Annotated in this window: 7 protein-coding genes, 1 tRNA gene and 1 other RNA gene; 5 read left to right on the top strand and 4 right to left on the bottom strand. The window is 41.9% G+C overall.

Annotation, left to right across the window (positions count from 1 at the left end; all coding sequences use genetic code 11):
• Positions 1 to 22: 22 nt before the first annotated feature.
• Positions 23 to 1,489: a glutamate synthase subunit beta gene (locus AC5WJX_RS13285; protein ID WP_494484900.1), complete on the bottom strand. Its 1,467-nt coding sequence runs from the start codon at positions 1,487 to 1,489 to the stop codon at positions 23 to 25.
• A gap of 1 nt (position 1,490) precedes the next feature.
• Positions 1,491 to 5,993, bottom strand: coding sequence for a glutamate synthase large subunit (gene gltB, locus AC5WJX_RS13280; RefSeq protein WP_494484899.1), 4,503 nt, complete (start codon positions 5,991 to 5,993; stop codon positions 1,491 to 1,493).
• A 338-nt stretch (positions 5,994 to 6,331) separates the two neighbouring features.
• Here gltB and ffs point away from each other — a divergent pair.
• An RNA gene (gene ffs, locus AC5WJX_RS13275) (signal recognition particle sRNA small type) lies at positions 6,332 to 6,430 on the top strand.
• Between the two features lie 84 nt (positions 6,431 to 6,514).
• On the opposite strand, the gene AC5WJX_RS13270 is transcribed toward ffs, so the two are convergent.
• A complete protein-coding gene (locus AC5WJX_RS13270; RefSeq protein WP_494484898.1) occupies positions 6,515 to 7,132 on the bottom strand; it encodes an NAD(P)H-dependent oxidoreductase in 618 nt (205 codons plus the stop codon).
• 138 nt (positions 7,133 to 7,270) lie between these two features.
• Between AC5WJX_RS13270 and AC5WJX_RS13265 the strand changes: the two genes are divergently transcribed.
• A complete protein-coding gene (locus tag AC5WJX_RS13265) occupies positions 7,271 to 8,167 on the top strand; it encodes a LysR family transcriptional regulator (RefSeq protein ID WP_494484897.1) in 897 nt (298 codons plus the stop codon).
• 262 nt (positions 8,168 to 8,429) lie between these two features.
• Here AC5WJX_RS13265 and AC5WJX_RS13260 read toward each other — a convergent pair whose 3' ends face one another.
• On the bottom strand, positions 8,430 to 8,927 hold the full coding sequence (locus AC5WJX_RS13260; RefSeq protein WP_494484896.1) for a D-glycero-alpha-D-manno-heptose-1,7-bisphosphate 7-phosphatase: 498 nt from the start codon (positions 8,925 to 8,927) through the stop codon (positions 8,430 to 8,432).
• Positions 8,928 to 9,169: 242 nt separating this feature from the next.
• Between AC5WJX_RS13260 and AC5WJX_RS13255 the strand changes: the two genes are divergently transcribed.
• The 3 genes from AC5WJX_RS13255 to AC5WJX_RS13245 form a co-directional block, all read left to right on the top strand.
• Positions 9,170 to 9,242: transfer RNA gene (locus AC5WJX_RS13255), tRNA-Lys, on the top strand.
• A 155-nt stretch (positions 9,243 to 9,397) separates the two neighbouring features.
• A complete protein-coding gene (locus AC5WJX_RS13250; protein WP_494484895.1) occupies positions 9,398 to 11,146 on the top strand; it encodes a hypothetical protein in 1,749 nt (582 codons plus the stop codon).
• A 6-nt stretch (positions 11,147 to 11,152) separates the two neighbouring features.
• Positions 11,153 to 12,491: AAA family ATPase (locus tag AC5WJX_RS13245; RefSeq protein WP_494484894.1), on the top strand; the 1,339-nt coding region annotated here is incomplete at its 3' end.

Raw genomic sequence — 12,491 nt, 5'->3', positions numbered from 1 at the left:
ACCTGCGCTGAGTTCATACTAATTAGGCATAGGGAATGCCATCTTTGGTGGGTAATTTACTATAATCCATCAGGTATTCATCAACCTTGCGGGCAGCCTCGCGACCTTCAGAGATGGCCCATACGACAAGCGACTGGCCTCTTCTCATATCCCCTGCGGTGAAGATCTTTGGAATGCTGGTTTGATATTTACCTTCATCTGCCTTTACGTTGCCGCGGTTATCCAGATCCACCCCAAGCTTCTCCAGTAAACCTTCTTTCTGCGGGTGTAAAAAGCCCATGGCTAAAAGCACCAGCTGACAAGGCAGCTCACGTTCGGTACCAGAAACCTCTTTAAAGTGCAATGCTCTGCCGTTTGCATCCATTTCCCATTCTACCTCAACGACCCTCAAGCCTTTCAACTGTCCGGCTTCATCCATGATGAACTCCTTACTGTTGATGCCCCAGGCACGCTGACAACCCTCTTCATGCGAAGAAGTCACTTTTAGCAACATTGGGTACGTTGGCCATGGCATGTTTGGCGTACGTTTCTCCGGTGGCATCGGCATAATCTCAAACTGCATCACCGATTTCGCACCCTGACGGTTCGAGGTTCCGATACAGTCTGAACCGGTATCGCCGCCACCGATCACGATCACGTCTTTGCCCATGGCAGAGATCGCCTCGCCATTGATCGGGAAGTTCCGCACTTTCTTATTCTGTTGCTTCAGAAAATCCATTGCGAAATGGATGCCTTTAGCTTCACGTCCTTTAATCGGCAGATCACGTGGAATGGTGGATCCACCTGCAAGTACGATGGACTGATATTCGCGCAACAAGGTGCTGATCTCTACATTCTGGCCAACATTTGCGTTGCATTTAAAGATGACCCCTTCTTTCTCCATCAGGTTGATCCTGCGACGTACCACATCCTTTTGCAGTTTGAAATCCGGGATGCCGTAGTTCAATAAACCACCGGGCGTATCATCGCGTTCAAAAACCGTCACCTCATGACCAGCCTTGTTCAGCTGTGCTGCCGCGGCCAATCCAGCCGGACCCGATCCAATTACCGCAACCTTTTTGCCGGTTCTGATCAGTGGCGGTTCTGCTTTAATGAAGCCTTTTGCGAAAGCAATCTCGATGATATGCTTCTCGATCTCTTCAATAGAGACCGGTGATTTATTGATACCAAGTACACAGGCCGACTCACATGGCGCCGGACAAATCCTACCGGTAAATTCCGGGAAGTTGTTGGTACTTAGAAGAATATTGGAAGCTAACTCCCATTCCCCTTTATATACAGCATCATTAAATTCTGGGATGACGTTGCCTAGTGGGCAGCCCGACATACAGAAGGGCACGCCACAGTCCATACAACGTGCAGCTTCATGGTTCAGGTTTTCCGCTTCACGTTGCTGTACAAATTCATTATAGTGGTCGATACGGGATCTTGGATCCTGCTTCACTGGAGCGGTACGCTCATATTCTAAAAATCCGGTTACTTTGCCCATATCAGGAAACTTTAACTTTAGTCTTGTTCATTAATATTGCCTTGTATTCTTTAGGGAATACCTTGATGAAGTGTGCCGATTGTGTTGGCCAGTCACTTAAGATGAATTCCGCTAAGCGGCTGTTGGTTAAACGGATATGTTTATTCAACAACTCCGTGATGCGCAGTTCATCCAGCTGATCCAGGGGATCAAGATCCACCATCTCCTGGTTGCACTTGCTTCTGAAATCACCCTTGGTATCGTACACCCAAGCCACACCACCGCTCATACCTGCAGCGAAGTTGCTACCGGTTTGTCCGATGATCAGGACTTCTCCACCAGTCATGTACTCACAACCATGGTCGCCTACACCTTCAACGACTGCTGTCGCGCCAGAGTTCCTTACGGCAAACCGTTCTCCAGCCTGGCCGCGTGCGAACAGCTCTCCTGAAGTCGCACCATAAAGCGCCACGTTTCCAAGGATGATGTTCTTTTCCGGAACATACTGCACCTCCTGGAACGGATAGATTACCAGCTTGGCACCGGAAAGACCTTTACCCACATAGTCATTCGCTTCACCTTCCAGCTCAAGCGATAAACCTCTTGTCGCAAATGCGCCAAAGCTTTGTCCTGCAGAGCCCGTAAACTTGAAGTTGATGGTGTCTGCCGGTAGTCCTTGCGACTGGTACTTCTTCGAAATCTCGTTAGAAAGCATGGTACCCAATGCACGGTCGGTATTCTTGATATCGAAAGACCGGAAAACCGGCTCTTTAAACTCGATGGCAGGTTGTGCTGCTTTGATCAATTCGTGGTCAAGCACATTGGCCAATCCATGATCCTGTGTTTCTGAGTTGTACAAAGTCAAACCATTATCCGGTGCTTTGAACAAGATTGCAGAGAGGTCAAGGTTTTTCAGTTTCCATTCTTCCTGCGGGATCTGGCGAACGCTCAGGCAATCTGCCTGACCAACCATTTCATTCACGGTACGGAAGCCAAGTTCAGCCATCGTTTCTCTTAATTCTTCCGCAAGGAAGTGGAATAGGTTCACCACATGATCCGGCTCCCCAGTAAATAGTTTCCTTAGATCAGGATCTTGTGTAGCAACGCCCACTGGACAAGTATTCAGGTGACATTTACGCATCATGATACATCCAGCGGTTACCAGTGCAGCAGTTGCTACACCCCACTCCTCCGCACCTAATAAGGTAGCGATGGCGATGTCACGACCAGTTTTCAGCTGTCCGTCTGTCTGAAGTACCACGCGGCTTCTCAGGCGGTTTTTTACCAGGGTTTGGTGTGCTTCTGCCAGTCCAAGTTCCCAAGGCAATCCAGCGTGCTGTATGGAAGTCAAAGGCGATGCGCCAGTACCTCCATCAAAGCCTGATACCAGGATCACGTCTGCATGTGCTTTTGCCACACCTGCAGCGATGGTGCCTACACCAGCTTTAGATACCAGCTTCACGTTGATCCTTGCTGCGCGGTTGGCGTTTTTAAGGTCAAAGATCAGCTGTGCAAGATCCTCGATGGAGTAAATATCGTGGTGTGGCGGTGGCGAGATCAGACCCACACCAGGTGTCGCGTGACGAACCTTTGCGATCCAGTCATCAACTTTATGACCTGGCAGCTGTCCGCCTTCGCCAGGTTTTGCACCCTGCGCCATTTTAATCTGCAGCTCATCTGCATTGGTCAGGTAGTTGCTGGTTACCCCAAATCGTGCGGAAGCAATCTGTTTGATGGCCGAGCGCATGGAATCTCCATTTGGAAGTAGTTCGTAGCGCAGCTCATCTTCACCCCCTTCACCGGTATTGCTTTTTCCGCCGATGCGGTTCATGGCAATGGCAAGTGTTGAGTGTGCCTCATGGGAGATCGATCCGAAGGACATCGCACCTGTTGCAAAGCGCTTCATGATGCTTTCGATCGGTTCTACCTCTTCCAATGGCACCGCAGGACGTTTGTAGTTGAACTCGAAAAGTCCTCTTATGGTAAATGCCTGACTGGTTTGCTCATTGACCAGCTTCGCATATTGCTTGTATAAGTTGTAATCTTTTCTCCTGGTGGAGTTTTGTAATAAGTGGATCGTCTGTGGGTTGAACAAGTGCTGCTCCCCTTTACGGCGCCATTTGTAATTCCCGCCAGTTGGCAAAATGGTGTCCGGACGCGTGGCTTTTCCGAAGATCCGGATGTGTTTGATCAAGGATTCACGTGCGATCTCATCCAGGCCTAATCCACCGATGCGTGATACGGCACCAGTGAAATAACGGTCTACAACTTTATTGTTTAAACCAAGGATCTCGAAGATCTGTGCACCATGGTACGACTGCAAGGTCGAGATACCCATTTTAGAGAAGATCTTCAACAATCCGCTGTTTACGGCGTAGATGTAGTTGTCGATCAACTTATCCGCTTTAACGCCGGATTCTTTTTCAAAGGTACGGATGGTTTCCAAGGCCAGGTACGGGTTAACCGCTGTGGCACCGAAGCCGATCAGACAAGAGAAGTGATGTACTTCCCAAACATCACCGGCTTCCACAACCAATCCTACTGCTCCACGATATCCTTTGCGGATCAAGTGGTGGTGTACTGCAGAAACGGCGAGTAAAGATGGAATTGCGGCGTGTTCAGAGTCCAGGGCACGGTCAGAAAGTACGATCACGCGGAAGCCATCCTCTACAGCATCTACCGCGTAGCGGCATAAACGTTCAATCGCTTTTTCTAAAGCACCAGGTTCTGCACTTGCACGGAAATAAGTCTGCAAGGTTTTAGACTGGAACACCCCGGTATCGATACTTCTAAGTTTTTCTAATTCGCGGTTGGTCAGAATCGGGTGTTTGATGCCTACACAGTGGCACTGCATGGCACTTTCTTCCAGAAGGTTCCCGTTATTACCCATAAAGCCCGCAAGACTCATTACCACCTTCTCGCGGATCGGATCGATCGGCGGATTAGTCACCTGTGCAAATAACTGCTTAAAGTATGAAGACAGGTGTTGTGGTTTTTGAGATAAGACCGCCAGCGGGATATCTGTTCCCATAGAACCAATTGGCTCTTTAGCTTCCAGTGCCATTGGCTTTAAGATCAGGTCAACATCCTCACGGCTGTAACCAAATACTTGTTGGTATCTGAAAATAGATTCTTCGGAAAGGCCGCTGAACACCACACGTGGTTCCGGAAGTTCTTCCAGGCGGATCTGGTACTGGTTGAGCCAGTCGGCATAAGGCCTGCGGCTGCAAACCTGGGTTTTGATCTCCACATCGCTGATAATTCGACCCTGTTCCATGTCTACCACGAACATTTTTCCTGGCGTCAGGCGACCTTTTTCAATGATCCTGCTTTGATCAAGTGCCAAAGCACCTGCTTCCGAAGCCATGATCACCATGTCATCGTTGGTGATCGCATATCTTGAAGGGCGAAGTCCGTTACGGTCGAGTGTTGCACCGATCAGGTTTCCATCAGTGAATGCAATTGCTGCAGGACCATCCCATGGCTCCATCAAGGTTGCGTGGAACTTGTAGAAAGCCTGTTTAAGCTCGTCCATATCTTTGTTGCCGTCCCAAGCTTCAGGAATCAGCATCATTAATACATGCGGTAAGGATCTGCCGGAGTGTAAAAGTAACTCAACGATATTATCCAGACAGCCGGAATCGGACTGCGTTTCATCAATTACCGGTAGCAAGATGTTCAGCTCTTCTGCAGTAAAGTAGCTGGATGCGAAAGATTTTACACTTGCACGCAGCCAGTTCAGGTTACCCTGAAGCGTGTTGATCTCGCCATTGTGGGCGATGTAGCGGAAAGGTTGGGCCAGTCGCCAAGACGGGAAAGTATTAGTTGCGAAACGTGAGTGGATCAATCCAAAAGCGGATACCACACGTTTATCACTTAACTCCGTAAAATATGATCGAAGCTGTAATGAAGTCAGCTGACCTTTATATACGATGGTTCTGGACGAAAAGGATGCGATGTAAAAATCGGAGCCAATGCCTTTTACCGTATTGTTAATGGTTTTTGCGAGGTAGTTCTTGAAGACGTAAAGTTTACGTTCAAAATCAGCACCTGGTTTAATCGCGTACGGGCGTGCAACGAAGACCTGTTCCATTTCAGGTTCCACAGAAAGCGCCATTTCACCGATGCCGGTGGTATCGGTAAGCACCTTACGGAAGCCCAGGATTTCAAGGTTTAGTTTTTCTGCAGCGCGATAAATGACTTCACGGCATTCTTCGCGAGCTTTAATGTCTTTGGGCAGGAACAGCATACCCACGCCATAATCGCCAGAGGCATTTAGGCTGAAGCCGCTTTTCAGGCATTCATCATAAAGGAACTCATGAGGAATCTGGATCATAATTCCTGCGCCATCTCCGGTATTGATCTCTGCGCCGCATGCACCTCTGTGGTCCAGGTTTTCAAGGATGGTAATGGCATCAGAAACGATCTTCTGCGACTTCCTTCCCTTCACATGCGCGACAAAGCCAATACCGCAGGCATCGTGCTCAAATCGCTGGTCGTATAGACCGGTGGTTTCTTTCTGCATTTGTATAAGGATTAGTGTATTAGGAACACTAAGTTAATAAAATGGCGGAGCAATTGCCATTAATGCATTATTTTTATGAAGTGCTTAATAGTAAGAAAATTTAAACCCTTTAAATTGATAAATCGTTAAAATATCAGGCTTGATATTATCAATGTGTTAACACGGACTGTGATTTTGCGCCCCTTTCTAGCAGATTTGATCTACAAAAACGGCATTTGTTAAAAATATTTTAAATTCAAGGGGCTTAATATCAATAGCTTACTAAATATTCCGGAGAAATCCATGAGAATTTGCAAAAATAGTTTTCCGGAAATGGAGTCTTTTCTTACATTTGCAGTGGGCAAGTCTTCTACGATCAGCTCCTTTTGAACTCCCCCAGGGCGGGAACGAAGCAAGGGTAGAAAGTTGTAGCGGTGCGATAGAAGTTGCTTGCCCATTTTTAATTTTCAAAGTAGGAAAACAGACAAGCAAAAACGTATTTAAAATATAAAGCCTCTTTTGATCATCAAAAGAGGCTTTTTTTATTTGCTAAGGCTTAGTTCCAATTCCGGGGCGAAGACTTTTTCGAGATGCTGCTCGTAAGTCTGCATGTCCCTTTCCAGGTCAGCATTCTTTTCCACGTCATGAAAGTGGAAGCTTTCCAGTTTCTCCAGTGCCGCAAAGGCGTTCATGCGGTGGAAGCCAAATAGCGGCCCGTCATCAACCGAGGTCTCTTTGAAAAACTCTCCTGGAAGTGTAAATGCGGTTTTAGGTGCATTCCAGCTCGAAGTGACCATGTACTTTCTGCCTTGCAACATCCCTCCTGTTCCATAGTTGATTTCCGGATTTTTGCTTGAGCGACCGTCACTATGGTAGATGCCATTCTTGTGGCCCACGGTAAATACTACATCAATATATTTCTTGAAACCATTTGGCACCTGGAACCACCACATCGGGGTATGATAGATGATGTAATCGGCCCAGACGAATTTTTGAACTTCCTCTTCGGGATCATAGCCTTTGTCAATATGGGTGACTTTGATCTCTACGTCATCGAACCTTTCGAAGAAGGCTTTGGTATGTGTGGTTACAGTTTCATTGTAGCGGCCGCCTGAGTGTGCGAATTGTTGTCCTGCGTTAATGATTAGTATGTGTTTCATAATCGTTTTTATTTTCTGATACAAATGTCCGGCACAGTACATGATTATAAAAATAACTTAATTCATAGCTTTGTATTAGAATTCTGATGTCCGTTGTAGGTGATCATCAAAGCGGATTCTTTCTAAAACAAATCAATTATGGTAAATCTGGAGTGGTATCGTACGTTCAAGGCGATCTATAAAACTGGAACGCTGACCGGTGCGGCAAAAGCGCTTTTCATTTCACAACCGGGTGTAAGTTTACATTTAAGTTCGCTGGAGTCTTATGTGGGACACAAGCTGTTTGATCGAACCGGTCGTAAGATGATCCCCACGGAACAAGGCAAAGTGCTTTATAATGCGCTAACCGAACCGCTGGCTAAGCTGGAAGAGATAGAACAGAACTATCAGCGCTCGACCGAGAAACATACGCCCACGATCAGCGTGGGGATGTGTTTCGAGACTTTCCAGATTACGCTGGAGCAGTATGTCTCTACCCTGCCCTTTAACCTGATCATCAGTTTTGGTGATTATCCAGAGATGCTGACTAAGCTTGACAAGGGCATCCTGGATTTGATCATTACGCCGAAGAAAGGCGTATCTACGAATATTGAACATGAGGCATTTTCTTCGGAGAACATCGTGCTGGTCGGTGGAAAGGATGTGGACCTGCAGGAATTTAAAGTTGCACACAAGAACAAAGACAAGGAACAGTTAGAATCCTGGTTGAAGCAGCAGAAATGGTATGGCACCACTGGCGACATGGAACACTTGTTCCACTTCTGGAACCTGAACTTTGGCAAACAGCCTGATTTCAGACCAAATTACATTGTTCCAAATCTCAATTCTATTGTACGCTGCTTAAGTGCCGGACCCGGGCTGGCGGTGATCCCCGATTTCCTTTGTATGAACGAGATCAGATCTGGGCTGATCCAACTGATCTGGGAAGGTGACAAACGCCTGAAGAATACCCTCTACTTCGGAATCCGGAAAAAAACGAACCACAAAGAAGAAATTGATCACTTGAAGGATTTGTTCAGACAGGTGATGAAGTGATCGCAAATTGTTTGCAGATGAGCTTTGTGTTGGTACGTCGTTAATAGGTACTTGCTAGGTGCTTGCTACGTACTTCGTACGTGTGGAGACGTAGCAAAGCCCTATCAAGCTCCTAGCAATCCCCTCAAAAAATCTTTCTAATAGATGGTTTGGGTTGCAGCACTTCGCTTGCCTCTTAAATTTGTTTACAATAAAAAGGCCGCTTCATACCTTTAAGTATAAAGCGGCCTTTAAGTTTAGTTATATCTTCTAGTTGTATCGTTTAGCTATCCAGCATGGCTTTCACGCGATCATAGTTGATCACTTCGTCTGGCGCAATCAGAATCCCCTTTACCCCTGCTCCATGAGCAGCTTCAACATCGCGAGGCTTATCTCCAATCATCACGGAGAGTTTTGGGTCAATGTTGTACGTTTCTATCGCTTCAAGCAACATGCCCGATTTTGGTTTACGACAGTTGCAGTCACCTGAGACGGACGGATGGTGTTTGCAGTAATAAGCATGCGTGAACTTTGCACCTTGTTCTTCATATTTAGCATATAGCAAACGGTGCATTTCTGCAAGTTCTTCTTCGGTGTATCGTTGTAATGCTATTCCCCCTTGGTTGGTGATGATGATCAGCATATAGCCTTCATCGTAGAACTTCTTCAATGCGGGAATTTGGTATTCCAGTACTTTGAAGTCCTCCACCCTGCAGATATAATCGTTCATTTCATGGTTCAGGACTCCGTCTCTGTCTAAAAAGATTGCTTTATTTTTCATATTTTCCTTTGAACAAAGATGCGGATAACGATTTAAAGGATGAATATTTCAGTTAATTTTATAGAATTTGGGTTTAAAACTGTTGTGAATGATGGTTGAAAAAGGTTGCTTTGAAAATAATCTTCCTAAAAATCAGCTTTATAGCGGTTATGAGGAAGATTTAGTTGCAGGATATGTATAACGTCCTTATATTTGCATCACTTTAAAACGGAGACGTTTAGAGTAAAGTTCAAAAGAACTTTGATTCCGTAGCTCAGCTGGTAGAGCATTACACTTTTAATGTAGTGGTCCTGGGTTCGAATCCCAGCGGGATCACACTAGTAGAAATAAGCCTTGTAAATCAATAGATTGCAAGGCTTTTTTTTTTTCACTGTCAGTTTTACAAAAAGTGCTCTAACTTTACAAACAACCAACTATATTTAGATCTTCAATTTCTACAACAATCTATAACTATCATCAACGCCTCATTAATGAATTTCATAGATATATCAACCTTAGATATAACAACCGAACTAGAAGTCTTGGAAAGAGACACACAACGATATAGTTCATATCTCTATCAACATAAAGGTGTGTTCTTTGCGGATAATAGCAGAATCGGTAATAATAATCAAGAGGAAGCCAGGATTAAGTTTATTAATGTTTTATCAAAAGCAAAAGATGAAAACATTTCTCTAGTATTATCACCTGAGTACTCTTGCCCTAAATTAGTTATTGATGAAATTATAGCGAATCCAGCCTTACAACCTTCACAAAAGAAGCTTTGGGTTCTAGGTGGTGAATCTCTAAGCAAAGAAGAGTTGAGATGTTTTAGAGATATAGAAAATAACAAACTTCATATCTATTTTGAAGATTGTTATTCTAATTCTGATAAAAAATACGTCGATCCATTATACTATATTTTCAGGGGGATACATGACGGCGTTGAAAAGTTGATAATTTTAATTCAGTTTAAAACGCGTCATATGGGAGGATTAAGATCTAGCACATTAGAAGCCGATAATCTAATTGAAGGTAATGATCTATATATACTTAAGAATGATAATAACTCAATTCGATTAATGTCATTTATTTGTTCTGAAGCTATAAATTTTAATGCTACTTATTACGATAATCTTGTCATTAATCATAGATGGATTGATTCACCTTATTTAATTCTAAGTTTACAATATAACCCCTTCCCATCTCATCCTGATTTTATTGCTTTTAAAAAGTTTGCTTTAGAAAAAGAAAAAAGAGAGTTAATAACTTTAAATTGGGGAATTAATACCTCTTTTATTAACAATAAAAAATTGTATGAAGAAACTACTTCACCTAGAAGCGCCATTTATTTCAAAACATCTAACGAAGATTTAGACCATTCTGCAAACCAGATTATAAATAATCATAAAAAAGGATTATATTTTTTGCAGATTCTACGTTCAAAAAGAGTTTATATACTTAATGGACAAATAGAACTTTTCAAAATTTTCAACAAACCAGTAAGCATAGACAAGGGTCAAGATGCTCAACAAAGAAGAGAAGGTCCGAAAGTTGAATATATATATCGTCTTGATGACACCTTAGCTTTGATAGAAATTGATGAAATTGATGATAACCATATTTCAGTATTACAACAAAGAGGTATACAAAATACCTATTTTTTAAGTCCAGATAAATCTATTATTGATAAGGAAAGATTACTAAATATATCTACAGGTAAAGTAAAGTCAAAAGACAAACACAATTGGTCAGCCGTAATATCTCTAAACAGCTTTACTTTAACTGAATTAGATGAATGTAATAACAGATTAACTTATCTAGAGGACACCTATCCCAATAGTGAAAATGTTAGACAATTTAATTGCAACAGCATATTTGAATTAGATCAAAACATTTTACCCAACTCTGTAAACTTCCCTCATTGTATAAGGCATTTAAAAGATAAAAATATCTTATTAGCTTATGCAAATGATGCGCAGGCATTTAATTATAAATATAATGTAGTAAACAGTGAGGGAAGTTTAGAGAAAGCAACAGTTTGTTATGTAGGGAGTGCTGTTTCAGATAATGTAGCTGAGAAAGCATATGATGAAATACAAAGATTATTCGACAAAGAATCTCCCGGAAAGGACACAATAGTAGTGTTTTATAAAAAAGGTAATACGATATTCAAAAAGTCAAACCCTAATGCAGGGGCAATAACTAAAACTCCAACTAGCAATAATTCAATAGTTTAAGAATTTATGAATATTCAACAAATAATTGAACAATCACAAAACATATTTCCTCGTGGTCTAGAAAAATTAAACGACAATTTTTTCAAAGCTAACTACCCAATTAATAATAAAACTGCTGGTATATACTTTTTAAGTTTTGAAAAAGAAATTACGGAACATTATTTCGAGGAATTACAATATAAATATTTAGCTGACGAGTTTTACAATCAAGAAGAAACACTTCAATGGAATATCTATTTACTTTTTGTAAACAGTTCTATGTCCGATGAGCTGAAAATACAAATTTTAAAAGATGATAAATATGCTCGTAAACTAGTTTTTACAGATTCTGAATATATTGATTATTTTGAATTAGAGAAGTCTCACCAAGCACCTTTACCCGATATTGTTTCTGAATGGAAGAATCAATTAAATACTGTTGGTTTACAAGAATTGTATACAACAGCTTCTATAGAAGGAATCGTGAAAAACTTTCTGTCGGAATCATCACCAGTTATTAAGGACAGGATAGCTAAAACCTTGGACCATATACCCATTATTAGTAAAATCAAAGGCATAAGCCTAAAGGACTCGTATAGAAAATTTCCAAAAGAAAAGAGAGATTTTGATTTTGGTTCAGTAAACCTATTTACAGGGTCAAATGGTGTTGGTAAGACAAGTGTTTTAGAGTCTGTAGAATTAATTCTTACTGGAGATACACAAAGAAACAAAGGTAAGCTAGAAAAAGCTAATTCGATTACTGCAATATTGAATGATGACATCCCTGATGAATATATTCATAATACAAAAAAATATAAAGAAAGAGGTATAAAATGGTACAATAGGCGCGAAAATGAGCAGGGTAATCAAACTTACAAGTCATTTAACCAATTTAATTTCTTTAATACAGATGCCGCACAACAATTCTCAAACGCAAACGAATGGGAAACTATAAACGAGTCATTAAAGGAAATTGTTTTAGGGGAAGAATATACAACATTAAAAAATAAAATTGAAAAAGTATATGATCGATTAAAGTCTGAATATAATAAATCATCAGAAAGCCTTGAAAAAACAAAGAATACAATCAATAATAATAATAATAGAATTAGTGAATTAAAAATTGATAAAAATTTTCAGGAACTTAAGGCAAATATCAAAACAAATATTTCAACTTTGAAATATAAAATCCCAATTGACGAGCCTTACTATTCCTTATCAAGTTTATTTGTCAATGAATTGAGTAATGAGCTTGAGTTCATATTAAAGAGAAAATGGTTGATCAACTATGAAAAGCTTATTGAAGTTAAAGAACAACTTAATAAGCGTATTGCATTAGTCAATGAAACGAAAGTAATTTACAGTG

The sequence above is a fragment of the Pedobacter sp. NEAU-ZC8 genome, assembly GCF_059278965.1.
This window is presented reverse-complemented; position numbering and strand designations above follow the sequence as displayed.

Coding starts and splice junctions, on each gene's coding strand:
- AC5WJX_RS13285 (WP_494484900.1), bottom strand. CDS start 1,489: ATGGGCAAAGTAACCGGATTTTTAGAATATGAGCGTACCGCTCCAGTG.
- gltB (WP_494484899.1), bottom strand. CDS start 5,993: ATGCAGAAAGAAACCACCGGTCTATACGACCAGCGATTTGAGCACGAT.
- AC5WJX_RS13270 (WP_494484898.1), bottom strand. CDS start 7,132: ATGAAACACATACTAATCATTAACGCAGGACAACAATTCGCACACTCA.
- AC5WJX_RS13265 (WP_494484897.1), top strand. CDS start 7,271: ATGGTAAATCTGGAGTGGTATCGTACGTTCAAGGCGATCTATAAAACT.
- AC5WJX_RS13260 (WP_494484896.1), bottom strand. CDS start 8,927: ATGAAAAATAAAGCAATCTTTTTAGACAGAGACGGAGTCCTGAACCAT.
- AC5WJX_RS13250 (WP_494484895.1), top strand. CDS start 9,398: ATGAATTTCATAGATATATCAACCTTAGATATAACAACCGAACTAGAA.